Below are 25,357 nucleotides of genomic sequence, written 5' to 3' on the forward strand. Positions count from 1 at the left end.
GCTCAGCCCTCGCTGACGCCCAGCTTCTGAAGGATCAGCTCCTTGACGCGGGCCGCGTCGGCCTGACCCCGGGTCGCCTTCATGACCGCGCCGACCAGGGCACCGGCCGCGGCCACCTTGCCGCCGCGGATCTTGTCCGCGACGCCCGGGTTGCCGGCGATCGCCTCGTCGACGGCGGCGGTCAGCGCGCCCTCGTCGGAGACGACCTTCAGACCGCGCTTGTCGACGACCTCGTCCGGGGTGCCCTCGCCCGCGAGGACGCCCTCGATGACCTGCCGGGCCAGCTTGTCGTTCAGGTCACCCTTCGCGACCAGCTCGGTGACCCGGGCCACCTGCGCGGGCGTGATCGCCAGCTCGTCCAGCGCCTTGCCGGACTCGTTGGCGCTGCGCGCCAGTTCGCCCATCCACCACTTGCGGGCGGAGGCCGCGTCGGCACCGGCGTCGATCGTGGCGACGATCGGCTCCAGCGCACCGGCGTTGAGGATCGCCTGCATGTCGGTGGTGGAGATCCCCCACTCGGCGAGCAGCCGGGTGCGGCGGGCCAGCGGCATCTCGGGCAGCGCCGCGCGGATCTCCTCGACCCACTCGCGCGAGGGCGCGATGGGCACGAGGTCGGGCTCCGGGAAGTACCGGTAGTCCTCGGCCTCCTCCTTCGTGCGGCCGGAGGTGGTGGAGCCGGTGTCCTCGTGGAAGTGGCGGGTCTCCTGGACGACCTTGCCGCCGTCGTTCAGCACGGCGGCGTGGCGCCTCACCTCGAAGCGGACCGCGCGCTCCACCGAACGCAGCGAGTTGACGTTCTTGGTCTCGCTGCGGGTGCCGAACTTCTCGGCGCCCTTCGGCATCAGCGACAGGTTGACGTCGCAGCGCATCTGGCCCATCTCCATGCGGGCCTCGGACACGCCGAGGGCACGGATGAGCTCGCGCAGCTCACGGACGTAGGCCTTCGCGACCTCGGGGGCGCGCTCGCCGGCGCCGACGATCGGCTTGGTGACGATCTCGATGAGCGGGATGCCGGCGCGGTTGTAGTCGAGCAGGGAGTGCTGCGCGCCGTGGATACGGCCGGTGGCGCCGCCGACGTGCGTCGACTTGCCGGTGTCCTCCTCCATGTGGGCGCGCTCGATCTCCACGCGGAAGGTCTCGCCGTCCTCCAGCTGGACGTCGAGGTAGCCGTTGAAGGCGATCGGCTCGTCGTACTGGGAGGTCTGGAAGTTCTTCGGCATGTCCGGATAGAAGTAGTTCTTCCGGGCGAAGCGGCACCACTCGGCGATCTCGCAGTTCAGGGCGAGACCGATCTTGATCGCGGACTCGACTCCGGTCGCGTTGACGACCGGGAGCGCGCCCGGCAGGCCGAGGCAGACGGGGCAGGTCTGGCTGTTCGGCTCGGCGCCGAGCGCCGTCGAACAGCCGCAGAACATCTTGGTCTTGGTGCCGAGTTCGACATGGACCTCAAGGCCCATGACGGGGTCGTACGACGCCAGCGCGTCCTCGTACGACACCAGGTCGGTCGTGGTGGTCACGGTGAAAACTTCCCTCTCAGCCCAGCAGGACGTCGTCGTCGCCCAGCCGCTTCAGCTCGCGGCAGAGGATCGCGAGGCCGGTCACGATGGCCACGGCGGAGACCGTGGCGTCGATCAGCCGCAGCGTGTCGTGCTCGGCGCGGGCCTTCTTGATCTGCTTGGCGACACCGAACGCGCCGAACGCGGTGGTGGCCATGGACAGGTACGTACCGGACTTGGACTTCTTGAAGTCCTTGGCCTTCGACAGCTTGCTCACAGCGACGGTGCCTCCTCCAGCAGCGGGTGTCCCCACTTTTCCACGAAGGCGGCCTCGACGGCGGCGCCCACCTTGTACAGGCGGTCGTCCTTCATCGCGGGGGCGATGATCTGCAGGCCCACCGGGAGGTTGTCCTCCGGGGCGAGGCCGCAGGGCAGGGACATGGCCGCGTTGCCCGCCAGGTTGGTCGGGATGGTGCACAGGTCCGCGAGGTACATCGCCATCGGGTCGTCGGCGCGCTCGCCGATCGCGAAGGCGGTGGTCGGCGTCGTCGGCGAGACGATGACGTCGACCTGCTCGAAGGCCTTCTCGAAGTCACGCGTGATGAGCGTGCGGACCTTCTGCGCGGAGCCGTAGTACGCGTCGTAGTAGCCGGAGCTCAGGGCGTACGTGCCGAGCATGATGCGGCGCTTGACCTCGGGGCCGAAGCCGGCCTCGCGGGTGAGGGAGGTGACCTCCTCGGCCGAGTGGCTGCCGTCGTCGCCGGTCCGCAGGCCGTAGCGCAGGCCGTCGAAGCGGGCGAGGTTGGAGGAGCACTCGGAGGGCGCGATCAGGTAGTACGCCGACAGGGCGAGGTCGAAGGACGGGCAGTCCAGCTCGACGATCTCGGCGCCCAGCTCCTTCAGCAGCTCGACCGACTCGTCGAAGCGCTGGATGACACCGGCCTGGTAGCCCTCGCCGCGGAACTGCTTGACCACGCCGACGCGCATGCCCTGCACGCTGCCGTTGCGCGCGGCCTCGACGACCGGCGGGACCGGGGCGTCGATGGAGGTGGAGTCGAGCGGGTCGTGCCCGGCGATCACCTCGTGCAGCAGGGCCGCGTCGAGAACCGTACGGGCGCAGGGGCCGCCCTGGTCCAGGGAGGACGAGAAGGCGACCATGCCGAAACGGGAGACGGCGCCGTACGTCGGCTTGACGCCGACCGTGCCGGTGACGGCGGCCGGCTGGCGGATGGAGCCGCCGGTGTCGGTGCCGATGGCGAGCGGGGCCTGGAAGGAGGCGAGCGCGGCGGAGGAACCGCCGCCCGAGCCGCCGGGGATCTTGGTGAGGTCCCACGGGTTGCCGGTCGGCCCGTACGCGCTGTTCTCGGTGGAGGACCCCATGGCGAACTCGTCCATGTTGGTCTTGCCGAGGATGACGACGTCGGCCGCCTTCAGCTTCTTGGTGAGCGTCGCGTCGTACGGCGGGATCCAGCCCTCGAGGATCTTCGAGCCGACGGTCGTGGGCACGCCCTCGGTGGTGAAGATGTCCTTGAGCGCGAGCGGGACGCCGGCCAGCGGGCCGAGCTTCTCGCCACGGGCGCGCTTCTCGTCCACGGCACGGGCCTGGGCGAGGGCGCCCTCGCGGTCGATGTGCAGGAAGGCGTGCACCTTCTCGTCGACGGCCTCGATCCGGGCGAGGTGGGCCTCGGTGACCTCGACGGCCGTGAGCTCGCCGGAGGCGATCTTCTCGGCGATCTGCGCGGCGGTGAGCCTGATGATGTTGCTGTCCGTCATGGTGGTCACTCCTCCCCCAGGATCTGCGGCACCTTGAAACGCTGCTGCTCCTGGGCCGGGGCGCCGGAGAGCGCCTGCTCGGGGGTGAGCGAGGGACGGACCTCGTCCGGGCGCATGACGTTCGTCAGCGGGAGCGGGTGCGAGGTCGGCGGTACGTCTTGGTCGGCGACCTCGCTGACGCGGGCGACCGCGCCGATGATGTCGTCCAGCTGGCCAGCGAAGTGATCGAGCTCTTCGGGCTTCAGCTCCAGACGCGCCAGCCGGGCGAGGTGGGCGACCTCCTCGCGCGTGATGCCAGGCATGCAGCGTTCCTCTGGGGTGAGTGTGTGTGGTTTGGGGCCAATCCTATGGGGCAGCGCCGGGTGGCCGTGAAACGGTTTCCCCGCGCCCCGCCGCTCAACGGTGTCGCCCCTCCCAGGCCGCGCTCTTCAGGAAGTGGTTGTCGTACAGGTCCTGGACTTCGAGGATGCTCTCCGGGGTGACCTCGCCGAGGCGGATGCGCTGGAGGTGGCGGAAGTACTCGAAGCGCTCGACGCCCGGGGTGATCACGATCAGGATGTCGGCCGGGCTGCCGGGGGCGGCGGCGAAGGCGTGCGGCCGGTCCGGCGGCACGATGACCAGGTCGCCGCGCCGGGCGGTGACCACGTCGTCGCCGGACAACACCTCCGCCTCGCCGTCGAGCAGGAAGAACATCTCGGCGGAGTTGTGGTGCACGTGCGGGTGGGCGCCGTCCGCGCCCTCGCCGAGGGTGACCCGGACGGTGGACAGCGCGCCCCCGCTGGCGCTGCTGTCCGCGAGCAGCCTGACGGTGGTGGGCGCCCGGCCGACCACCTCGGCCTCCGCGTCCCGGACGAGAACGGTGTCGTCGAACTTCGGAACGAACAGCGACATGATGCGTTTCCCCCTGTCGGATGCCGTCAGACCGCGAAGAGCAGTCCGGCACTGATCAGTACAACGATCGCGGTGGCGAAGTGGATCCCGAACGCGACGGCCTTCGTGCCGCCGTTGCGCAGGACCGTCACGATGTCGCCGAACGGTACGAGTGCCACGGCGGCCATGAACCACGCCTCCGCGTGGGCTCCGGCGAAAGCCAGGGCAGGGCTGCGCCGACATGGCGACGGAGCTACGGCAGACGCGGACCTGCACCCGCCGGCGGCGACGAGCCACGCGCGGCAGACGCCCGCTGTCCGGCGAAGTCGCACGGGCGGTGGGGAAAAACTACTCGGCCGCAGGCAACGCGGCGCGCGGTCGCTGCCAGCCACGGGACCCCCGCGCCCGCAACCACGCCGTCGTCTCCTCGGGCGGCATCGCCGCGGCCACGAGCCACCCCTGAACGGCGTCGCACCCGAGGTCCCGCAGCCGCTCCCAGGTCTCGTCGTCCTCCACGCCCTCGGCGACGACGAGAAGACCGAGCGAATGCGCGAGATCCACCGTGCACCGCACGATCTCCGCGTCCTCGGTGTCGACCGCCAACCGCGCCACGAACGACCGGTCGATCTTCAGCTCGCTCACCGGCAGCCGCCGCAGATGCACCAGCGACGAATACCCGGTGCCGAAGTCGTCCAGCGACATCTTCACGCCGTGCCCGGTCAGCCCGGCGAGGGTGTCCGCGGCCCGCTGCGGATCCTCCAGCAGCACATGCTCGGTGATCTCCAGCTGCAGGGCCCCCGCGGGGACCCCGTGCCGGGCCAGTCGCGCGGCGACCGACCCCGCGAAGCCGGGCGTGTGGACATCGCGCGGGGAGACGTTGACGGCGACCGGGACCCGCAGCCCCTGCGCGCGCCACTTGGCGACCTGCCCGAGCGCGGTCTCCAGCACGTACTCGGTGAGATGGGGCATCAGGCCGGAGGATTCGGCGATCGCTATGAACTCGTCCGGCGGAACCTTCCCGCGCTCGGGGTGCACCCAGCGCACCAGCGCCTCCAGGCCGGCCACCTGACCGTCGAAGCGGACCTTGGGCTGGTAGTGCAGCTGCACCTCGTGCGCGTCCAGCGCCCGGCGCAGATCGCCCAGCAGACCGAGCCGGTCGGGGGTGTTGGAGTCCCGCTTGGACTCGTACACCTCGACGCCCGTACGGTCCCTTTTCGCCTGGTACATCGCTACGTCGGCCCGGCGCAGCAGCCCTTCGGCGTCCAGGGCGTGGTCGGGGAAGACGGCGACGCCGGCGCTGGCCTCCAGGACGAGCGTGAGGCCGTCGAGGTCCAGCGGGGAGCTGAGCGCGGCGACGAGGCCGCGGGCGACGCGGGTGGCCGACGTGGTGGAGTCGGCTACGGGCAGTAAGACGGCGAACTCGTCGCCGCCGAGCCGCGCGGCCTCCGCTCCGCGCGGCAGGGCCAGCCGCAGCCGGTCGGCGATCTGGAGCAGCAGCCGGTCACCGGCGAGATGGCCGAGGGTGTCGTTCACCGACCGGAAACGGTCGAGGTCGATCAGCATGAGGGCGGAACGGGCGCCGATGCGTTCGGCGTCGTCGAGGGCCGTCCAGATCCGCTCCAGCAGCCACTGCCGGTTGGGCAGCCCGGTCAGCGGGTCGCGCAGCTGCTCCTCGGCACGCGCGCGTGCCATCCACAGGGTGGAGTCCAGGGCGATGAGCGGGATGGCGAACAGCGGGAGCAGGACCGGCTGAGCGACGGCGACGACGCACAGCAGCGGTGCGATGCCGAGCAGCGCGACGGCGACCAGGCCCTGTCTCACCAGGGCGGTGCGGGCCACGGTGGGCACCTTGCCGACGCGCGGGGCGTACAGGTACCACTGCAGGCCGCGGCTGACGGCGAGGTAGGCGACGGCGGCGAGGATCACCTCGGGCGCGGTGGCGAAGGTCCAGCTGTCGGGCCGCCAGGGCGTCTCGACGCTCGGGACGCGGCCGAACAGGCCGAGCAGCAGCGCGCCGGTGCCGATGCCCAGGATGTCCACCGCGCCGTGCAGCACGCCCTGCCGCACGTGGTGGCGCCGGGCGATGCCGACCAGGACGACGACGGTGAGGCTGACCATGCCGGCCGGCACCCAGCCGTAGAGCAGCAGGACGGCGAGGGTGAGGGCGGCGCCGGAGCCGGTGCCGCGCCACCAGCGGGCGCGGCCCAGCATGACCAGGTGGCCGACGATGACACCGGTGAGCAGGGCCAGCGACCAGCCGACGGTGCCGCTCGGGAAGAGGGCGTGGTGGCCGGTGAAGGCGCGGTAGAAACCGGCACCGAGGACGAACGCGGAGGCGGCCACGACGACCGCGGGCAGGGTGGGCCAGGTCAGGTGCCGTTCGGGATCGGCGTCGGCACCGGTCAGGGCCGGGACGGGCTCGATGGCCACGGGTATGGGCGGGTGGGCGTCGGTGGCGGTGCCCGGTCCGGCCGCGCGGGCCTGGCCGCCCGTGCGCCCGTGGCCCCGCGCCGTCCATCGGGTGGCGCGCCAGGTGCCCGCGCGACGGCGCAGGCGCAGCCGTGAGTCGGGGGCGACGCTCTCGGTCGGTTCCATTCCCGTCCCTCTCACAGCCGGCGGTGCCCACGCCACGCGGCCCGATGTCCGACGGCCATCAGCAGCTCCGCGTTGAAGAAACCTTCCCCGCACGCCGGGAGCGCACGGGGATGCCCCAACCGCAGCTGGGCACGGCAGGTGCACATCTCAACAGTAGGCCGCGGAAGGCTTCCACGGGCACCGGTCGTCGACGGTTGCCCGAAAGCGCCCGGGCCACCCGTATGCAACTGATATGCGCCGATCGGGTGGCCTTCAACCGCTACTACTCGGTCGTAAGCGCGACTTCGGCCGCCGCTTCGGGGCCCTGCTCCAAGAGGACGCCGAAACCGTCCTCGTTCAGGACCGGGACCTTCAATTGCATGGCCTTGTCGTACTTCGAACCGGGGTTGTCGCCCACGACGACGAACGAGGTCTTCTTCGAGACCGATCCGGTCACCTTCGCGCCCCGGCTCTGCAGGGCCTCCTTCGCGCCGTCGCGGGTGTGGTTCTCCAGGGTGCCGGTGACGACGACCGTGAGCCCCGCGAGCGGCCGCGGGCCCTCGTCCGCGCCGGTCGAGGCGTCCTCCAGCGGGACTCCGGCGGCCTTCCACTTGCGGACGATCTCGCGGTGCCAGTCCTCGGCGAACCACTCCTTGAGGGCGGCGGCGATGATCGGGCCGACGCCGTCGGTGGTCGCGAGCTCTTCCTCGGTGGCCTGTTCGATGCGGTCGATGGAACGGAACTCGCGGGCGAGCGCCTGCGCGGCGACCGGTCCGACGTGCCGGATGGACAGGCCGTTCAGGAAGCGCGCGAGCGGGCGGGACTTGGCCGCCTCGATGTTCTCCAGCAGCGCGAGGGTGTTCTTCTTCGGCTCGCCCTTCTGGTTGGCGAACACCGTGACGACCTTCTCCTCGCCCGTCTTCGGGTCCCGCTTGGGCAGACCGCTGTCGGGGTCGAGGACATAGGCCTTGATGGGCAGCAGCTTCTCCACCGTCAGGTCGAACAGGTCGCCCTCGTCCACCAGCGGCGGGTCGGCCGGTTCCAGCGGGCGGGTGAGCGCGGCGGCGGCCACCGCGCCGAAGTGCTCGATGTCCAGACACTCGCGGCCGGCGAGGTACGACACGCGCTCGCGCAACTGGGCCGGGCAGGTACGGGCGTTGGGGCACCGGAGGTCGATGTCGCCCTCCTTCATGGGCCGCAGCGCCGTGCCGCACTCGGGGCACTCGCTCGGCATCACGAACTCCCGCTCGCTGCCGTCCCTGAGGTCGACCACCGGGCCGAGGATCTCCGGGATGACGTCACCGGCCTTGCGCAGCACGACCGTGTCCCCGATGAGGACGCCCTTGGCCTTGACGACCTCCTGGTTGTGCAGGGTGGCGAACTCGACCTCGCTGCCGGCGACCGTGACCGGCTCGACCTGGGCGTACGGCGTGACCCGGCCGGTGCGGCCGACGCCCACCTTGATGTCGACGAGTTTGGTGTTGACCTCTTCCGGCGCGTACTTGTAGGCGATCGCCCAGCGCGGCGCACGCGCGGTGGAGCCGAGGCGCCCCTGGAGGCGGATCTCGTCCAGCTTCACGACCACACCGTCGATCTCGTGCTCCACGGAGTGGCGGTTCTCGCCGTAGTGGGCGATGAACTCGCGTACGCCGTCGAGGTCGTCGACCACGCGGTTGTGCGGAGAGGTGGGCAGGCCCCAGGTCTTGAGCAGGTCGTAGGCCTGGGAGAGGCGGGTCATGCCCGTGAAGCCCTCGAGGGCGCCGATGCCGTGGACGACCATGTGCAGCGGACGGGTGGCGGTGACCCGCGGGTCCTTCTGGCGCAGCGAACCGGCGGCGGCGTTGCGGGGGTTGGCGAACGGCTTGTCACCGGCGGCGACCAGGCGTTCGTTCAGCTCGAGGAACTTCTCCATCGGGAAGTAGACCTCGCCGCGGATCTCCACCAGGTCGGGCACCTGGTCGCCCCCCAGGCGGTCCGGGATCTCCGCGATCGTCCGCACGTTGGGCGTGATGTCCTCGCCGGTGCGGCCGTCGCCGCGCGTCGCCGCGCGCGTGAGGCGGCCGTTCTCGTAGGTGAGGTTGACCGCGAGGCCGTCCACCTTCAGCTCGCACAGGAAGTGGTAGTCCTGGTCCCCCAGTTCGCGCGCGATGCGCTCGGCCCAGGCGGCCAGCTCGTCGTCGTTGAAGGTGTTGTCGAGGGACAGCATGCGCTGGCGGTGCTCGACCGCGGTGAACTCCGTCGCGTACGACCCCGCGACCTTCTGGGTCGGCGAGTCCGGGGTGCGCAGCTCCGGATACTGCTCCTCCAGGGCCTCCAGAGTCTTCAGGAGCTTGTCGAACTCGGCGTCGCTGATGACGGGAGCGTCCTTCACGTAGTACCGGAAGCGGTGCTCCTCGATCTGCTCAGCGAGCTGCGCGTGCTTGTCACGTGCCTCGGCGGGCACTGCCGTCTCCGCCTGCTGCTTGTCGCCGGCCACCGTGTTGTCCTCCCGTTACTCTGGGTTGTCCGCGAGGGATCTCGCCGCCCGGACGCAGTGGGCGAGCGCCTGGCGTGCGTAGGCGGGGGAAGCGCCCGCCAGACCGCACGCCGGGGTGATGGTGACCGCCTCCGCGAGCAGCCCCGGATGCAGCCCCAGCCTGCGCCACAGCGTCCTGACACCCATGACGCTACCGGCCGGGTCTGACAATGGGCCGTCCGTGCCCGGCACGACACCGGTGAACAGGCGTGTGCCGGCCTCGACGGCCTCACCGATCGCGTCGTCGTCACGTTCGGTGAGCAGCGCGAAGTCGAAGGAGACACCGGCCGCGCCGGCCCGCCGCAGCAGGGCGAACGGCACGTCGGGGGCGCAGGAGTGGACGATCACGGGACCCTCGCCGCGCGCCCCGACGACCTCCCGCAGGGTGGCTTCCACGAGCTGCCGGTCCACGGCCCGGTGCGTACGGTAGCCGCTGGCGGTGCGGACCTGTCCGCGCAGGACGGCGGTGAGGGAGGGCTCGTCGAGCTGGAGCACGAGCCGGGCGCCGGGGACGCGCCGCCGGACCTCGGCGAGGTGCAGGCGCAGGCCCTCGGCGAGGGAGGCGGCGAGGTCACGGCAGGCGCCCGGGTCGGAGAGTGCGGCCTCGCCGTTCTTCAGCTCGAGCGCGGCGGCCAGCGTCCACGGCCCGACCGCCTGCACCTTCAGATCCCCCTCGTAGCCCTGGGTGAACTCCTCCAGGGCGTCCAGGTCCTCCCTCAGCCAGGACCGCGCCCGCTTGGTGTCCCGGCCCGGCCGGTCCCCGATGCGCCAGCCGCTGGGCTCCACGCGCGCGTACAGCTCGACGAGCATCCCGGCGGTACGGCCGACCATGTCGGCGCCGGGACCGCGCGCGGGCAGTTCGGGCAGGAAGGGGAAGTCCTCGAAGCTGCCGGTGACGGTCTTGGCGGCCTCGCGGGCGTCGTCACCGGGCATGGACCCGACACCGGTGGCCCCGGCGAACCTGAACTGGCTGTTTTCGCTCACCAGGGAAGCCTACGGAACCCCTCGGCCGCGGTCAGCGCCCCGGGCGCACCGTCAGGTCGTTGACCTCCGCGTCGAGGGGCAGGTCCAGGGCCATCAGGATCGTCGTGGCGACCGACTCGGGGTCGATCCACTGCGAGGCGTCGTACTCCTTGCCCTCCTGCTGGTGGACCTTGGCCTGCATGGGGCTGGCCGTGCGGCCGGGGTAGACCGAGGTGACCCGGACGCCGTTCGCGTGCTCCTCGTGGCGCAGGGAGTCGGCGAGAGCCTTCAGGCCGTGCTTGGAGGCGGCGTACGCGGACCAGCCGGCGTGGGCGCTCAGGCCGGCGCCGGAGTTGACGAAGATCACATGGCCGCGGGCCGCACGCAGCTGGGGCAGGAAGTGCCGGGTCAGCTCGGCAGGGGCGATCAGGTTGACGTTCAGCTGGTGGCGCCAGGACTTCGGAGTCAGGTCGCCGACCTCGCCCAGGTCCACGACACCTGCGATGTGCAGGAGGGAGTCCACCCGGTCCGGGAGGGTCTGGTGGGAGAACGCCCAGGACAGCTTGTCCGGGTCCGCGAGGTCGCCGACCAGGGTGCGGACGCCGGGGAACCCGGCCGCCAGTTCCTTCGCGCGGCCCGCGTCGCGCGCGTGCAGCCACAGTTCGTCCCCGCGCGCGTGCAGACGGCGGGCGACGGCCGCGCCGATGCCGGAACCGGCCCCGGTGATCACATGAGTAGCCATGCCCGCCATGCTCGCATCAGTGGACGCCGAGCTGCTCTTCCAGGTAGGCCAGCGCGCCGACCGGCTCCTCGGCGAAGAACACCAGCTCGGACAGCGGCCGGGGCAGGAAGCCCTCCTCGTCCATGCGGCGGAACTGCTGCTTGAGGCCGTCGTAGAAGCCCGCGGTGTTCAGCAGGACGACCGGCTTGTCGGTGCGGCCGTGCTTCTTCAGCTCCAGGATCTCGGTGGCCTCGTCCAGCGTGCCGGTGCCGCCCACCATGATCACCACGGCGTCGGCCTTCTCGAGCAGCAGCTTCTTGCGTTCGGCGAGGTCGACGGCGATCACCATCTCGTCGGCACCCGGACGCGCCTTGCCCGCGAGGAACTCCACGGACACGCCCAGCAGCCTGCCGCCCGCCTCGTGCACCCCGTCCGCGACGACCTTCATCAGACCGACGTCGGAACCGCCCCAGACGAGCGTGTGGCCGCCCTTGCCGAGGAGTTCGGCGAACTCGCGCGCGGGGCGCGTGTACCGCTCGTCCAGGTCGGCGGCGGACAGGAAGACGCAGATGTTCATGGCCCCTACCGTACGGCCCGCCGCAGGGACCGTATCGGGCGGGAAGAAGTGCGGGCCCGCCGGTGCTGTCCCTGTATGACCGAAGGACACACGATCACCATCGACAAGAGCGAGCAGCATGTGCGCGTGGTGCACGGCGACCAGGTGCTCGCGGAGACCGACCGCCCGCTGGTGCTGCGCGAGACGGGCTGTCCGGAGCGGTACTACATCCCCGCCGAGGACGTACGCCTCGATCTGCTGACCCCCTCCGAGACGCACACCGTGTGCCCCTTCAAGGGCACCGCGTCCTACTGGTCGCTGCCGGACGCGCCGGACCTGGTGTGGGCGTACCCGGACCCCAAGCCGGGGGTGGCCGAGATCAAGGATCACTTCTGCTTCTACGACGTCGACGTGTCGTGAGCGATGAGTCCGTGCCGGTACGGCAGTCTGCACCGACATGGACAAGAAGACGACTTCGCGGGACGGCACCCCGCTCGCGTACCAAGTGACCGGTCAGGGGCCGACGGTGATCCTGGTGAGCGGCGCGATGTCCACCGGTGGCACCGTGGCGCCCCTGGCGCAGCGACTCGCGGACCGCTGCACGGCCGTCGTCTACGACCGCCGGGGCCGCGGCGAGAGTGGTGACACCAAGCCCTACGCGGTCGAGCGCGAGGTCGAGGACCTCGCCGCGCTGATCGACGCCGTGGGGGGCGAGGCGGCGCTGTTCGGGGTGTCCTCGGGCGGCGCGCTGGTGCTTCAGGCGGTGGCGAGCGGGCTGCCGGCCGGCCGGGCCGCCGTGTACGAGGTGCCGTACGCGGACTATCTGCCGGGCGGCGCCGAGCGGGAGGCCACGTACAAGGAGCAGCTGAACAAGGCGCTCTCGGAGGGCCGGCGCGGGGACGCGGTGGAGCTGTTCCTGCGGCTGACGGGCCTGGCCGAGGAGATGATCCGGGGCGCCCGCCAGTCGCCGATGTGGGCCGGCATGGAAGCCGTCGCGCCGAGTCTGGCGTACGACGACACGGTCATGGGCGACGGCCTGCTCCCCCGGGACCGGCTCGCCGCGATCTCCGTGCCGGTGCTGGCGGTCGCGGGCGGGGCGAGCCCGGAGTGGATGCACAGGGCGAACCAGGCCGTCGCGGACGCGGTGCCCCAGGGCACCTACCGGGTGCTTCCGGGGCAGACCCACATGGTGGAGCCGGAGGTGCTGGGGCCGGTGCTGGCGGAGTTCGTGGCCGGCTAGGCGTTCCTACACCGCCGCGGCCGTCGCGCGCGTGGTCGAGGCGATCGTCGCCGAGCCGACCACGCGCGTGCCGTCGTACAGGACGATCGCCTGGCCGGGGGCGACGCCGCGGACCGGTTCGGTGAAGCGCACGCGCAGCTCGCCGTCGACCGGCTCCGCGGTGACCTCGGTCTCGCCGCCGTGTGCGCGCAGCTGGGCGGTGTAGGTGCCGGGGCCGGTGGGGGCGGTGCCGCACCAGCGGGGCTTGATCGCGGTGAGGGCGGTGACGTCCAGGGCGGCGGCGGGGCCGACGGTGACCGTGTTGGTGACCGGGGAGATGTCGAGGACGTAGCGGGGCTTGCCGTCGGGGGCCGGCGTGCCGATCCTGAGGCCCTTGCGCTGGCCGATGGTGAAGCCGTACGCGCCCTCGTGCGTGCCCAGCCTGGTGCCGGACTCGTCGACGATGTCGCCCTCCGCCTTGCCGAGCCGCCGGGCCAGGAAGCCCTGGGTGTCGCCGTCGGCGATGAAGCAGATGTCGTGCGAGTCGGGCTTCTTGGCGACCGCGAGACCCCGGCGCTCGGCCTCGGCGCGGATCTCCTCCTTGGTGGTGACGGTGTCACCGAGCGGGAACATCGCGTGGGCGAGCTGCCTGTCGTCCAGCACACCGAGGACGTACGACTGGTCCTTCGCCATGTCGGAGGCGCGGTGCAGTTCGCGGGAGCCGTCCTCGTTCACGATCACCTTGGCGTAGTGACCGGTGCAGACCGCGTCGAAGCCGAGTGCCAGCGCCTTGTCGAGCAGCGCGGCGAACTTGATCTTCTCGTTGCAGCGCAGACACGGGTTGGGGGTGCGGCCGGCCTCGTACTCGGCGATGAAGTCCTCGACGACGTCCTCGCGGAAGCGGTCGGCGAGGTCCCAGACGTAGAAGGGGATGCCGATGACGTCGGCCGCGCGGCGGGCGTCACGCGAGTCCTCGATGGTGCAACAGCCCCGCGCGCCGGTCCGGAACGACTGCGGGTTCGCGGAGAGCGCGAGGTGGACGCCGGTGACGTCGTGGCCGGCTTCCGCGGCGCGCGCGGCGGCGACGGCGGAGTCGACTCCACCGGACATGGCGGCGAGGACGCGGAGGGGACGCTGCGGGGTCTCAGTCATAGCCCTTCCAGGGTACGGGGCCGCGGGAACCGGGGGCGCCGGATATCCGTTGACGATCACATGGGGGCGACATGGGGGACGGCGGCGAGCGACGGGGACCGGCGGCTGGGGCGGCGGGCCCTGCTCGTCGGCGGCGATTATGCGGGCGGTACGGCATACCCGTCGACCGAGAGCACATCATCGGGCACGTGGAGCGATAGATGAAAAAATCAAGGCCTGAGCCCTTTTTTGTCCGGTAAGAGCCGTTCTATCCTGGTCTCAGACCTACGAGACGAGTGAGGGAGCCCAAGCGGAGTAGCCGACTTCAGCGAGAGATACCTGTTCTCCTTGGAAGAGAGGAACACCGTTTCCGCTGGTGCCGACATCGACGCTCGGGCTGAGAGGCCTGAAGGCCCGGTTGCAAGGACTGGACCGAACCGGAAGGCGACCCCCATGACCTGATCCGGACAATGCCGGCGAAGGGAACCCGCCTCGTAGGTCGCCTCTTGTCTCAGCTGAGACCCGCCGCCCGAGCGCGCTCCACCGCCGGGCCGATCGCCTTGGCGACCGCTTCGATGTCCGCCTCCGTGGAGGTGTGGCCGAGGGAGAAGCGCAGGGTGCCGCGGGCCAGGTCCGGGTCGGTGCCGGTGGCGAGCAGAACGTGGCTGGGCTGGGCGACGCCCGCGGTGCAGGCGGAACCGGTGGAGCACTCGATGCCCTGGGCGTCCAGCAGAAGCAGCAGGGAGTCGCCCTCGCAGCCGGGGAAGGTGAAGTGCGCGTTGGCCGGCAGCCGACCCTCGGGCGCCGGGTCACCGCCGAGGATCGCATCCGGGACGGCGCTCTTGACGGCCGCGATCAACTGGTCGCGCAGGGCGCCGATCTCCCGGGCGAACCACTCCCGCCGCTCGGTGGCGAGCCGGCCGGCGACGGCGAAGGAGGCGATGGCGGGGACGTCGAGGGTGCCGGAGCGGACGTGCCGCTCCTGGCCGCCGCCGTGCAGGACGGGCACGGGAGTCTGGTCACGGCCCAGCAGCAGCGCGCCGATGCCGTACGGGCCGCCGATCTTGTGACCCGAGACGGTCATCGCGGCGAGGCCGGAGGCGGCGAAGTCGACCGGGACCTGGCCGACGGCCTGGACCGCGTCGGCGTGCATCGGGATGCCGAACTCGGCCGCCACCTCGGCGAGTTCGCGGACCGGCAGGATGGTGCCGATCTCGTTGTTGGCCCACATCACGGTGACCAGGGCGACGTCGTCGGGGTTGCGGGCGATGGCCTCACGCAGGGCGTCGGGGTGGACTCGGCCGTAGGAGTCGACGGGGAGATACTCGACCGTCGCGCCCTCGCGCTCGCCGAGCCAGTGGACGGCGTCCAGGACGGCGTGGTGCTCCACGGGGCTGGCCAGGACGCGGGTGCGGGCCGGGTCGGCGGCGCGGCGGGACCAGTACAGGCCCTTCACCGCGAGATTGTCGGCCTCGGTGCCGCCCGAGGTGAAGACGACCTCGCTGGGGCGGGCGCCGAGCGCTTCGGCGAGGGTTTCGCGGGATTCCTCGACCGTGCGGCGGGCCTGCCGGCCGGATGCGTGGAGGGAGGAGGCGTTGCCCGTGATGCTCAACCGGGCGGTCAGGGCCTCTGCCGCCTCCGGGAGCATCGGGGTTGTCGCGGCGTGGTCGAGGTAAGCCATGGTGCCCTGATTCTACGGCCCCTTCGCAGCTTGCCTCGGCCGCGAGGTCGCTGTGGGCGGGCGGCGCCTTGCCTCGGCTGCACCCGGGCTTGGTGGCGAGGTACCCGACCTGTCGGCCGTGCCCACCCTCCCCCCACTCTCGGCTTCGCTCGAGCGGGAGGGACCCCCATCGCCCTGCGGAACGACTGCCCACGGCGCGGTGACAGCGGTAACGGCGGCGACCGCGAGACGACGGGATGAGGGAGGCGGCGGCAGCAGTTCCGGTGCCCGCGGCGGGAACGGCGGGGGCGGGTCGGCCGTCCACGGCGGTGGCGCTCGCCCCGGTCTCGGCCCGGCCGGCGCCCCGTCGTCCTCGGGGCTGTGCGGGCCGGTCAGGTGGTGGTTCGTCGGGTCACAGGCTCCACGACAGCGTGTGGGAGACCTGCATCGCGATCGCCAGGACGGCCAGGTCGGCCACTCCCAGGGTCAGGCCCAGCAGGGCCCGGCCGCGGCGGGTGGTGCCGCGCCAGAGGGAGACGGCGGCCAGGACGATGGCGATCGGGCCGAGGAAGATGTTGAGGACGAGCAGGCCGAGAAGGCCGAGGATGAACGACGCCACGGCCATGCCGTCGGCGTCGCGCGCGGCCGGGCGGGTGTCGTCGGCGCTCGTGACCGGTGCGGTGAGTTGCATGGTGCTCAGCTCCTGGAAGTCGTGGCGGACGGTCAGTTGGCCTGCGTACGGCGCCGGCGGCCGAGGCGCTCGCGGATCGCGAAGACGGCGAGCCAGACGGCGATGACGGCGGCGACAGCGGCGGTGACGGTCAGCGGCGCGTGGGCGACGGTGCCCAGCACGACACCGAGCAGCATGAGCGCGGCGACGAGGAACAGCATGGGATGAGATCCCCCCTCCGAGATACCTCGTATCGGGCCGGTGTGAAGTTTCGGTGAACAGTTGTAGTAACAGTTGTTCACTGACTTCTATGTTAGCGCGCCTCCCGGCTTCCCAATTCCAGAGAACAGTTGTTAACTGGATGACATGAGTCACACCCTCGGCATCCGGCAGGCGCAGAAGCAGAAGACCCGGCAGGCGTTCCTCGACGCGGCGCTCGCGCTGCTGGAGGAACAGAGCCTGAGCAGCCTGGGCCTGCGCGAGGTCACCCGGGCCGTCGGCGTCGCCCCGACCGCGTTCTACCGTCACTTCCGCTCGACCGCCGACCTCGGTGTGGCGCTGGTCGACGAGGCGCTGGGCAGCCTGCACCCGATGGTGCGGACGACGGTGTCCACGACGGGCGACAGCGCGGAACGCATCTCGCGCGCCATCGAGTTGATCGCCCGGCACGTGGACGCGTACCCCGCACACGTCCGTTTCATCGCCCGTGAGCGGCACGGCGGCGTGCAGCCGGTGCGCGAGGCCATCCGCGACCAGCTCGCCCGGTTCGCCGAGGAGGTGAAGTCCGAGCTGGCCAAGGATCCGGGGGCCGCCGGCTGGAGCGACGACGACCTGCTGATGCTCGCGCACCTCTACGTCGACCAGATGCTCGTCACCGCCTCCCTGTTCCTGGAGGCCCTGGACGCCCCCGCCGAGGAGCGGGAGCGCGTCGCCCAGCTCGCCGTCCGGCAGATGCGGCTCATCAGCATCGGCCGCCGCCACTGGCTGGACTGAGCCGCCCGCGCATGCGGAAGGGGGCGCCACGCCCGGCGCGCACCGCCCCGTCGTAGTACGACCCTCGTTCCGTCGGTCAGCCCTGCTGGGCCTGGCCGCCGCCCGGAGCGCCACAGCCGCCGCCCTGGCCGCCGCCGGGCCCGCCCTGGCCGCCGGGCGCACCGCTCGGCATGCCCGAGGGTGTACCGCTGGGTGTGCCGGTCGGCTTCACGGTGGACGCGCCCGACGGCGCCCCCGAAGGCGCACCGGACGGCATTCCGCTCGGCCGGCGGCCGGTGCCGCCCGTGGGCATGCCGGACGGCGCCTGACAGGCCTGCTGCCGACCGGAGTTGCCGCCGGAGGAGGAAGAAGAGGACGAGTCGCCCGAGCCGCACGCGGTCAGCAACAGCGGGGACAGTGCCAGCAGGGCGACGGCGGGGACGAGACGGGCACGCTTCATGAGAGTCAGCTCCGGTGAGGATGAGAATGTCCTGAGGGGCCGCACTCAACCAACGGTGCCTTGGCGATACTTGAGGGCATCCTGTCCGTCGGCTGTCAATCCCGGCTCAGGGGCCCTCCTGGTACAGGGCCGTGACAGAGCGGGCCCCCGCCAGCAGTTCCGCGCGGGCCTCGGGCGGGTCCAGCAGCTCCACCTGGTCGGAGAACGCGAGGAGTTGGCGGACCGCGCGCAGCACCGGGTAGGTCAGCCGGGCGGTGACCCAGTCGCTCTCGCCGTCGCCGTCGGGGAGTTCGGTGAGCTGCGCCGCCATCATGCGCTGGAACATGTCGAGCCGTTCGCGCCGTACCCGGACCGTGACGTCGACCCCGTCGCCCGGCCGCTCCTCCACTTGGCGCCGCAATGCCTCCCAGGCGTCGGAGAGTTCGACCCCGGCGCGGCGCCGTACCGGCTCGTCCAGCGCGCGGGCCGAATGGATCCGGTCGGCGCGGAACAGCCGCGGCGCCCCGCGCCGGTCGGCGACCAGGTACCAGACCCCGGCCTTGGCGACCAGGCCGTACGGGTCCACGGTGTACGTCCGTGGCTCCCGCTCGCCGCTGTGCCGGTAGCGCAGCTTCAGGCGCCGGTCGGCGAAGACCGCGTCCTGGAGCACCTCGAGGTCGACGGCCTGCTGGGGGCCGCTCCTCCAACGGGTGGCGTCCACCAGGATGCGGCGGCTGGTCACCTCGGCGGCGGGCCGGTGCGGCGCCGGCAGCGCGGCCATCACCTTGCGCAGGGCCGAGCCGAGGGCCGCGTCGAGGCCGAGCGCGGCGTGGGCGCCCTGGGCGGCCAGGATGAACAGGGCGCGGGACTCGTCGGCGGTCAGTCCGGTGACGTCGGTGCGGAAGCCGGCGAGGAGTTCGATGCCGCCGTGCCGGCCGCGCTCGGCGTACACGGGCACGCCGGAGGCCGACAGTGCCTCGATGTCCCGGTAGATGGTGCGGACCGACACCTCCAGCCGGTCGGCGAGTTCGTGCGCGGGGACGCGGCCCCGGGTCTGCAGGAGCAGCAGGATCGACAGCAGGCGGTCGGACTTCACGCGGCCAGGATCGCGCCCGCGGCGGGTTCCCCGCAAATGTTGACGGCGGATGTCAGGTTATCCCGCGATCCTGGTCATACCGACCGACGGAAGACACACCGACGGAAGACGTAGAGAGAGGCACACCATGACCACCACCGGCTTCACCGACCCGCGCCCCGTCTACGCCCGCGCCACCGAGCAGGCGGCGGCACTGATCAAGACCGTACGCCCCGAACACCTCACCGCCCCGACCCCCTGTTCCGAGTTCGACGTACGGAGCCTGCTGAGCCACATCGTCGGCGGGACCCGGCGGATCGCGGTGGTCGGCGAGGGCGGCGACGGGCTCGCGGTGCGGCCCGTGGCCGACGGGGTCGCCGACGAGGAGTGGGCGCAGGCCTACGACGAGGTGCGCGCCCGGGTGCTGAAGGCCTGGGCGAGCGACGAGCGGATGACGTCCCCGGTGCGGGTGCCGTGGGGCGAGGTGCCGGGTCATGCGGCGCTCTCGGGCTATGTCATGGAGATCGTGACCCACACCTGGGACCTCGCCGAGGCGCTCGGCCACCCGCTCGAACTCGACCCGGAACTCGCCGAGTTCGCCCTCGCCACCGCCCGCGCGGTCCTGCCGGACTCCCGGCCGCGGGACGCCGAGACCCCCTTCGACACCCGCCGCGCGGCCCCCGAGGGCGCCGACGTCCACGCGGAACTGGCGGCCTGGCTGGGCCGTTCCCCGCTCGGCCGGGCCTGAGCGCGGCAACGCGCCGTCGAACCTGTGGCCGCGTTCCGGGTGCGGGTGGCGGGTGCGCCGCGGCTGGTCGCGCCCCGCGGCCGAGCCGCATCCGGGCCCCGAGCCCAGCCCAGTTGCCCGACGAACACCTCACCCGCCCGAGCACGGCCCAGCTGAACCGGCGGAGACCCGGGTCAGCCGAGCCTCACCCGTGCCAGTTGGCGGGACTGGGCGACCAGGTGGTCCTCCGTGTCCCAGACCTCGGCGTCCTCCTCCAGGAAGCCGCCGGCGAGGTTGCGGGTGGTGATCGACACCCGGAGCGGGCCGGGTGCCGGGCGGCGGCGGACGTGGACGGTGAGTTCGACGGTCGGCACCCAGCCCTTGAGGCCGAGTTCGAAGGCCGTGGGCGGCAGGGCATCCACCGTCAGCAACAGCGACAGCGGGTCGGGCTCGCGGCCGTCGGCAAGGCCGAACCAGGCCCGCATCTCTCCCTTGCCCGAGGGCGCGCCGAGGGCCCAGCCGAGGGTCGACGGGTCCAGCTTGAGCATCAGGCGGTCGGCGATGGCGGAGCTGCCCTCGACCGGGGTCGGGCCGTCGGCCGGGCCGAAGCAATGGTCCAGGGGCGGGATGGGGGGCGGGGTGGCCGTCGTGCGGACGTCGTCGGGGAGGGTGGTGAGGTCGCCGTAGGAGGCGAGGACGCGGATGCGTTCGACCTCGTTGCCGTCGTGGTCGTACTGGTAGAGGGAGGCCTGGCCGGTGGAGAGGGTGCGGCCGGTGCGGACGGTGTCCGTGCGGATGACCGCCGGGCCGGGGTGGGAGGCGGTGAGGTAGTGCGCCGAGATGGTGAAGGGGTCGGGGTGCGCAAGCGTGTCCGCGAGGGCCCGGCCCAGCACGGCCAGCAGATAGCCGCCGTTGACGGCGTTGATGATGGTCCAGCCGGCCGAGAGGTCGATGTCGTATACACCGGGCTCGCGCCGGACGACCGCGGTGTCGCGGTCGAACTCGCTGTCGCCGATCACGGCCCGCGACGGGGAGGGGGCGGAAGCTGCTTCTGGCATGGCTGAACGGTACAACAGGAAACTACTAAGCGGTAGCTTTGGTGATGTGTCCAGCTCATGAACGACACCCGTCCCGGCGACGGGCGGGAGCTGTCCTGTCCCCCTCCCGGGTGAGGTTCCGGCAATTCTTCGGTAAGTGTCCGGACACGTCCACAACCCCGGAGCCGGGATTCCCCTCTATGGGGACATGAGCCTCACCGGGACTCCGTTCCTCTACACGACCATCGTGCTGGCCGTGGTTGCACTGATACTGCCGCTCGTGCTGTGGTCGCGAGTGCGCGGGCCCAGGCCCCTGCGTGCCGCGGCCCGGGTGCTGATGCTGCTGTTCGCCCAGGTCACCGCCATCACGCTCGTCTTCGTGCTGGTCAACAACGCCAACAACCTGTACGACAACTGGGCCGACCTGCTCGGCACGGGCAACCACGTCCAGCAGGCCGCGAACCTCGGAGCCGACGGCACCGGCGGCATCGCGTACAAGAAGCTGCCCAAGGTGCAGCAGAAGTTCACCCAGGCCGACGGCCCCGGCATGCACGCGGCCGGCGGCGTCAAGGTCACCCAGCTCAAGGGCCGGGTTTCGGGCGTCAACGCCGAGGTCTACGTCTGGCTGCCGCCGCAGTACAACGATCCGGCCTACCGGAACAAGAAGTTCCCGGTCGTCGAGCTCCTGTCGGGATACCCGGGCTCGGCGAAGGCCTGGTTCGGCTCCATGAAGGTGCACGAGCAGTTGGAGCCGCTCATGAAGAGCGGCCAGGTCGCCCCGTTCATCCTGGTGTCCCCGCGGACGAACCTGATCGCCAAGGTCGACACCGGGTGTGCCAACATCCCCGGCACCGTGAACGCGGACAGCTGGCTGAGCATCGACGTGCCGAAGATGATCACGGACAACTTCCGCGCCGAGTCCGCGCCCGACGGCTGGGCCGCGGCGGGCTACTCGGCCGGCGCCCACTGTGCGGCCAAGCTCGCCGTGGCGCACCCCGACCGCTACCGGGCCGCCATCAGCCTGTCCGGCTACAACGACCCGATCGGCGAGCGCAACTCGCTGGCCGCCGGGAGCATCGAGCTGCGGCGGGCCAACAACCCCTACTACATCCTCAAGGGCTACCGCACCCCGCCGAGGGTCGCGCTGTACATCTCCGGCGAGAACGGTGACGGCTACCAGGCCGGTGTGGCGCTGGAGCAGATCGCAAAGCCGCCGACGTACGTGCGCGTGGTGTTCCTGCCGCGCAGCATGGGCGGGCACTCGATGGCGCTGTGGCGGCCGCAGGTACCGACGGTGTTCGAATGGCTGACCATGGAGATGGGGCACGGCGGCACCGCCGGACACACCCGCACGCACACGGCCAGCCCGCTCAGTCCTCGGTCACCGTCGACCGGCGGTTCCACGCGCGCGGAGCTCGCCAGTGGAACCGCATCGCGAGCAGGCGCAGCACAAAAGCGGTGACGGCCGCGAGCCCACTGGTGAGGGGGGTCAGGGCGTCATAGCGCAGGCACAGCACCACCATGGTGGAACCCACGATCGCTGGGACCGCGTACAGATCGCGGTCCCAGCGCAGCAGTGAGGGCACCTCGTTGGCGAGCACGTCCCGCAGCACACCGCCGCCGACGGCGGTGGCGAGCCCGAGTGTCGCCGACGCGGTCAGGTTGAGGCCGTAGCTGTACGCTTTCGTCGTACCGCTGACGCAGAACAGGCCGAGGCCCGCCGCGTCGAAGACCAGCACCGCCGACTGGATGCGTTCCACGTGCGGGTGCAGGAAGAAGACGACGAGCGCGGCGAGCAGCGGGGTCAGGAAGTAGCCGAGGTCGGTGAAGGCTGCCGGGGGTACGGCTCCGATGACCAGGTCACGGAACAGTCCTCCGCCCAGCGCGGTCGCCTCGGCGAGAACGGCGATGCCGAAGACGTCGAAGTTCTTCCGGACGGCCAGCAGCGCGCCGGAGATCGCGAACACGAAGATGCCGATGTCATCGAGCGTGTGCTGGACGGAGGGACTGAAGATCTGCTGGAGCTGCACCCCTACATTGTCACCTGATGCGGGCTGTGCGCCTTGCAAAGCCAGGTCACAGGGCGGGTTTCCCTGTGGTGAACAGCCAGGTGTCGAACAGGTCGCCCAGTTGTCGCCCGCTGACGCGCTCGGCGAGGCGGATGAAGTCGGCGGTGTCCGCGTTGCCGTACCGGTGGAGCCCGGTCCAGGCGGGCAGCAGCCTGAAGAAGGCCCGGTCGCCGATCCGCTCCCGGAGCATCTGGAGCGTCATCGCGCCGCGCTGGTAGACGGCGGAGGCGAACATGGTGTCGCGCTGCGGGTCGGCGACCTTGATCTTCCAGAAGGGTGAATCGGCCGGGAGGGCGTTGTAGGCGGCGAGGAAGGAGTCGTGGGCGGAGCGGGTGCCCTGGTGCTCGGCCCACAGCCACTGGGCGTAGGTGGCGAAGCCCTCGTTGAGCCAGATGTCCTTCCACTGCGCCACGCTCACCGAGTCACCGAACCACTGGTGGGCCAGCTCGTGCACGATGGTCGTCTCGTTGCGCACGGCCGAGTAGGCGGGCTTGCTCTGCACCTCCAGCGAGAACCCGGCCTCGGGCATGTCGTCCACGATCGCGCCGGTCTCCTCGAACGGGTACGGCCCGAAGACCTTCGACCAGTAGTCGGTGGCGGCGGCGGTGACGGCGTACACGTCGACGCTGTTGCGGTTCTTCAGCACCGGGTCGATCGCGACGTAGATCGGAATGCCGCCGGGCGTGCGCCCGGTGCGCACGTCGAACTTCCCGATGGTGGCGGTCGCCAGATAGGTCGCCATCGGCCTCGACTCGCGCCAGTGGGTGTACGTCGAGCCGCCCTTGTCGTACGTCGACACCAGCCGGCCGTTGGAGACGGCGGTCAGGCCCTCGGGTGCCTTGATCCGGATGTCGTAGGTGGCCTTGTCGGCGGGGTGGTCGCTGGAGGGGAACCAGGTGGAGGCGGCGTTGGGCTCGCAGGCGACGAAGACCCCGTCGGCCGTCTTCATCCAGCCGTACTTGGAACCGAACACGATGGGCCCGCCGAGGGGCTGGGGTGTGCCGCCGTAGGTGACGGTGACCCGGAAGGTGCGGCCCCGGGCGAGGCTGTGGCGCGGGGTGATGACGAGTTCGTCGCCGGTGCGCGTGAACTGGGCGCGTCTGCCGTCGACCTCGACGCGGCTGACGTCCAGCTGCTGCAGGTCCAGGTCGAAGGAGGAGAGGTTCTGGGTGGCGCGCGCGGTGAGGGTCGTACGGCCGTCCAGGCGGCCGGTGTCGGGAGTGTAGGCGACGTCGAGGTCGTAGTGGAGGGCGTCGAAGCCGCCGTTGCCGAGCTGCGGGAAGTAGGGGTCGCCGATGCCGGGGGCCCCGGGGGTGGGGGCGGGCGCGGCGGCGATGACGAGGAAGGAGACCGCCGCGGTCGCGACAGTCCCCAGACGTGCCGAACGGGAGAGTGCCATCAGTCGTCCCTTTCGAGCGTGTACCGATCAGTGGTCGGACACGGACGACTCTGCGCTCTCCCGCTCGGGCATGTACATGACTTTGCCCAGTTGTCATGCGCTACTTGTCGGTTGACTCCTGGGACTCGGTCTCGGAGGACTCTGACGACTCGGAGGCCTCGGACGCCTCGTCGGTCTCCTCGGTGGACTCCTGCGCGGCCCCCTCGGCGGACTCCGCAGCGGCCTCCTCGGCGACCGGCTCGGCCGTCTCCTCGGCGGACCCCGCTGCGGACTCCTCGGTGCTTTCCTCGGCGAGTTCCGCCGCCACCGCCGCCGACGTCTCCGCCGACTCGGCGAGGACCTCGTCGGCGACCAGTTCGGCCGCCTCCTTGGCCGCGGAGAGCAGAACCGTGTCCTGCGGGGCCTGGTCCTCGAAGTTCTCCGGGTGGTGGCAGGCCACCCGCTGACCGGGCTTCAGCTCCAGCAGCTGCGGCTCGGTGGACCGGCAGATCTCCGTGGCCTTCCAGCACCGGGTGTGGAAGCGGCAGCCGCTCGGCGGGGAGATCGGCGAGGGCACGTCACCCTTGAGCAGGATCCGCTCGCTCTTGGCGTTCTTCCGCTTCGGGTCCGGGATCGGCACCGCCGACATCAGCGCCTTGGTGTACGGGTGCATCGGCGCCTTGTACAGCGAGTCCCGGTCCGCCAGCTCGACGATCTTGCCGAGGTACATCACCGCAATGCGGTCCGAGACGTGCCGGACCACCGAGAGGTCGTGCGCGATGATCACGTACGTCAGGCCGAGTTCCTCCTGGAGGTCGTCCATGAGGTTCACGACCTGCGCCTGGATCGACACGTCCAATGCGGAGACCGGCTCGTCCGCGACGACCAGCTTCGGCTTCAGGGCGAGCGCGCGGGCGATGCCGATGCGCTGGCGCTGACCGCCGGAGAACTCGTGCGGATAGCGGTTGTAGTGCTCGGGGTTGAGACCGACCACCGACAGCAGCCGCTGCACTTCCTTCTTGATGCCGCCCTCCGGCTCGACGCCCTGGAGCCGGAAGGGGGCCCCGACGATCGTGCCGATGGTGTGGCGTGGGTTCAGCGACGAGTACGGGTCCTGGAAGATCATCTGCACGTCGCGGCGCATGGGTCGCATGCCGCCCACGCCGAGGTGCGTGATGTCCTTGCCCTCGAACTCGATGGTGCCTGCGGTCGGTTCGAGCAGCCGGGTGATCAGCCGGCCCATCGTCGACTTGCCGCAGCCCGACTCGCCCACGACACCGAGGGTTTCACCGGAGCGGACCTCGAAGTCGAGCCCGTCGACCGCGCGCACCGCACCGACCTGCCGCTGGAACAGGCCCTTCTTGATGGGGAAGTGCTTCTGCAGCCCGGTGACCTTCAGCAGGGTCTCGCCGGGGGCGGCGTCCTTGCTGAGCGTGGCCGTACCGGCGGACCTGTCTTCCGTGCCGTCGCTCTGTGCAGGGATGCTCACTGCCTTGTCCTCTGCGTTCTCAC

General features: G+C 71.2%; 25 protein-coding genes and 1 pseudogene. 5 read left to right on the forward strand and 21 right to left on the reverse strand.

Annotated elements, in window-relative coordinates; all coding sequences use genetic code 11:
- Positions 1-2: 2 nt before the first annotated feature.
- The 11 genes and pseudogenes from gatB to ACWC2T_RS25895 all read right to left on the reverse strand — a co-directional run bounded on the left by gatB (position 3) and on the right by ACWC2T_RS25895 (position 11,489).
- Positions 3-1,517 (reverse strand): Asp-tRNA(Asn)/Glu-tRNA(Gln) amidotransferase subunit GatB, encoded by a 1,515-nt coding sequence (gene gatB, locus ACWC2T_RS25845; protein WP_450672736.1) that lies wholly within the window; start codon positions 1,515-1,517, stop codon positions 3-5.
- 16 nt (positions 1,518-1,533) lie between these two features.
- A complete protein-coding gene (locus ACWC2T_RS25850) occupies positions 1,534-1,773 on the reverse strand; it encodes a hypothetical protein (protein WP_351212758.1) in 240 nt (79 codons plus the stop codon).
- Entirely contained in the window at positions 1,770-3,269 is a 1,500-nt protein-coding gene (gene gatA / locus ACWC2T_RS25855; protein WP_450672737.1) for an Asp-tRNA(Asn)/Glu-tRNA(Gln) amidotransferase subunit GatA, read from the reverse strand. The genes ACWC2T_RS25850 and gatA overlap by 4 nt, the downstream gene beginning before the upstream one ends.
- A 5-nt stretch (positions 3,270-3,274) precedes the next feature.
- Complete coding sequence (gene gatC / locus ACWC2T_RS25860; protein ID WP_004925108.1) at positions 3,275-3,571, reverse strand: Asp-tRNA(Asn)/Glu-tRNA(Gln) amidotransferase subunit GatC; 297 nt, start codon at positions 3,569-3,571, stop codon at positions 3,275-3,277.
- 94 nt (positions 3,572-3,665) lie between these two features.
- Positions 3,666-4,160, reverse strand: coding sequence for a cupin domain-containing protein (locus tag ACWC2T_RS25865; protein ID WP_450672738.1), 495 nt, complete (start codon positions 4,158-4,160; stop codon positions 3,666-3,668).
- Positions 4,161-4,186: 26 nt separating this feature from the next.
- A pseudogene (locus ACWC2T_RS25870) lies at positions 4,187-4,363 on the reverse strand (DUF4267 domain-containing protein); the annotation flags it as partial.
- Between the two features lie 124 nt (positions 4,364-4,487).
- Positions 4,488-6,734, reverse strand: a complete 2,247-nt coding sequence (locus tag ACWC2T_RS25875; protein ID WP_450672739.1) for a putative bifunctional diguanylate cyclase/phosphodiesterase — start codon at positions 6,732-6,734, stop codon at positions 4,488-4,490.
- 262 nt (positions 6,735-6,996) lie between these two features.
- Entirely contained in the window at positions 6,997-9,189 is a 2,193-nt protein-coding gene (ligA, locus tag ACWC2T_RS25880; RefSeq protein WP_450672740.1) for an NAD-dependent DNA ligase LigA, read from the reverse strand.
- A 15-nt stretch (positions 9,190-9,204) separates the two neighbouring features.
- A complete protein-coding gene (locus ACWC2T_RS25885) occupies positions 9,205-10,212 on the reverse strand; it encodes a methionine synthase (RefSeq protein ID WP_450672741.1) in 1,008 nt (335 codons plus the stop codon).
- A gap of 31 nt (positions 10,213-10,243) precedes the next feature.
- Positions 10,244-10,942 carry an SDR family oxidoreductase gene (locus ACWC2T_RS25890; protein ID WP_450672742.1) on the reverse strand — a complete coding sequence of 233 codons (699 nt, stop codon included), beginning with the start codon at positions 10,940-10,942 and terminating at the stop codon, positions 10,244-10,246.
- 7 nt (positions 10,943-10,949) lie between these two features.
- Positions 10,950-11,489, reverse strand: a complete 540-nt coding sequence (locus ACWC2T_RS25895; protein ID WP_450672743.1) for an LOG family protein — start codon at positions 11,487-11,489, stop codon at positions 10,950-10,952.
- Positions 11,490-11,564: 75 nt separating this feature from the next.
- On the opposite strand from ACWC2T_RS25895, the gene ACWC2T_RS25900 reads away from it, so the two are divergent.
- Positions 11,565-11,888: a DUF427 domain-containing protein gene (locus ACWC2T_RS25900; RefSeq protein ID WP_450672744.1), complete on the forward strand. Its 324-nt coding sequence runs from the start codon at positions 11,565-11,567 to the stop codon at positions 11,886-11,888.
- Positions 11,889-11,925: 37 nt separating this feature from the next.
- Positions 11,926-12,708, forward strand: coding sequence for an alpha/beta fold hydrolase (locus ACWC2T_RS25905; RefSeq protein WP_450672745.1), 783 nt, complete (start codon positions 11,926-11,928; stop codon positions 12,706-12,708).
- 6 nt (positions 12,709-12,714) lie between these two features.
- Here the strand turns inward: ACWC2T_RS25905 and mnmA are convergent, their stop codons facing one another.
- From mnmA to ACWC2T_RS25925, 4 genes are all read right to left on the reverse strand, one after another.
- Entirely contained in the window at positions 12,715-13,839 is a 1,125-nt protein-coding gene (gene mnmA, locus ACWC2T_RS25910; RefSeq protein ID WP_450672746.1) for a tRNA 2-thiouridine(34) synthase MnmA, read from the reverse strand.
- A 490-nt stretch (positions 13,840-14,329) separates the two neighbouring features.
- Complete coding sequence (locus tag ACWC2T_RS25915; RefSeq protein WP_450672747.1) at positions 14,330-15,499, reverse strand: cysteine desulfurase family protein; 1,170 nt, start codon at positions 15,497-15,499, stop codon at positions 14,330-14,332.
- 391 nt (positions 15,500-15,890) lie between these two features.
- Entirely contained in the window at positions 15,891-16,169 is a 279-nt protein-coding gene (locus ACWC2T_RS25920) for a DUF4190 domain-containing protein (protein WP_450672748.1), read from the reverse strand.
- Between the two features lie 32 nt (positions 16,170-16,201).
- On the reverse strand, positions 16,202-16,369 hold the full coding sequence (locus ACWC2T_RS25925) for a hypothetical protein (RefSeq protein ID WP_450672749.1): 168 nt from the start codon (positions 16,367-16,369) through the stop codon (positions 16,202-16,204).
- A 145-nt stretch (positions 16,370-16,514) separates the two neighbouring features.
- Between ACWC2T_RS25925 and ACWC2T_RS25930 the strand changes: the two genes are divergently transcribed.
- Positions 16,515-17,141, forward strand: a complete 627-nt coding sequence (locus ACWC2T_RS25930) for a TetR family transcriptional regulator (protein ID WP_450672750.1) — start codon at positions 16,515-16,517, stop codon at positions 17,139-17,141.
- Positions 17,142-17,217: 76 nt separating this feature from the next.
- On the opposite strand, the gene ACWC2T_RS25935 is transcribed toward ACWC2T_RS25930, so the two are convergent.
- Both ACWC2T_RS25935 and ACWC2T_RS25940 read right to left on the reverse strand, forming a co-directional pair.
- The gene (locus ACWC2T_RS25935) at positions 17,218-17,580 is read right to left on the reverse strand and encodes a hypothetical protein (RefSeq protein WP_450672751.1); all 363 of its coding nucleotides are present in this window, start codon (positions 17,578-17,580) and stop codon (positions 17,218-17,220) included.
- 106 nt (positions 17,581-17,686) lie between these two features.
- Positions 17,687-18,655 carry a helix-turn-helix transcriptional regulator gene (locus ACWC2T_RS25940; RefSeq protein ID WP_450672752.1) on the reverse strand — a complete coding sequence of 323 codons (969 nt, stop codon included), beginning with the start codon at positions 18,653-18,655 and terminating at the stop codon, positions 17,687-17,689.
- 127 nt (positions 18,656-18,782) lie between these two features.
- Here ACWC2T_RS25940 and ACWC2T_RS25945 point away from each other — a divergent pair, with 127 nt between their 5' ends.
- The gene (locus tag ACWC2T_RS25945) at positions 18,783-19,382 is read left to right on the forward strand and encodes a TIGR03086 family metal-binding protein (protein ID WP_450672753.1); all 600 of its coding nucleotides are present in this window, start codon (positions 18,783-18,785) and stop codon (positions 19,380-19,382) included.
- 173 nt (positions 19,383-19,555) lie between these two features.
- Here the strand turns inward: ACWC2T_RS25945 and ACWC2T_RS25950 are convergent, their stop codons facing one another.
- Positions 19,556-20,419: a thioesterase family protein gene (locus tag ACWC2T_RS25950; RefSeq protein WP_450672754.1), complete on the reverse strand. Its 864-nt coding sequence runs from the start codon at positions 20,417-20,419 to the stop codon at positions 19,556-19,558.
- Positions 20,420-20,606: 187 nt separating this feature from the next.
- On the opposite strand from ACWC2T_RS25950, the gene ACWC2T_RS25955 reads away from it, so the two are divergent.
- Entirely contained in the window at positions 20,607-21,860 is a 1,254-nt protein-coding gene (locus ACWC2T_RS25955) for an alpha/beta hydrolase (RefSeq protein ID WP_450672755.1), read from the forward strand.
- Here ACWC2T_RS25955 and ACWC2T_RS25960 read toward each other — a convergent pair.
- The 3 genes from ACWC2T_RS25960 to ACWC2T_RS25970 all read right to left on the reverse strand — a co-directional run bounded on the left by ACWC2T_RS25960 (position 21,769) and on the right by ACWC2T_RS25970 (position 25,334).
- Positions 21,769-22,428: a trimeric intracellular cation channel family protein gene (locus tag ACWC2T_RS25960; protein WP_450672756.1), complete on the reverse strand. Its 660-nt coding sequence runs from the start codon at positions 22,426-22,428 to the stop codon at positions 21,769-21,771. The genes ACWC2T_RS25955 and ACWC2T_RS25960 overlap by 92 nt on opposite strands.
- 46 nt (positions 22,429-22,474) lie before the next feature.
- Entirely contained in the window at positions 22,475-23,866 is a 1,392-nt protein-coding gene (locus ACWC2T_RS25965) for a M1 family metallopeptidase (RefSeq protein ID WP_450672757.1), read from the reverse strand.
- A gap of 100 nt (positions 23,867-23,966) precedes the next feature.
- Entirely contained in the window at positions 23,967-25,334 is a 1,368-nt protein-coding gene (locus ACWC2T_RS25970) for an ABC transporter ATP-binding protein (RefSeq protein WP_450672758.1), read from the reverse strand.
- Positions 25,335-25,357 lie beyond the last annotated feature (23 nt).

It is taken from the genome of Streptomyces sp. NPDC001393 (assembly GCF_053597455.1).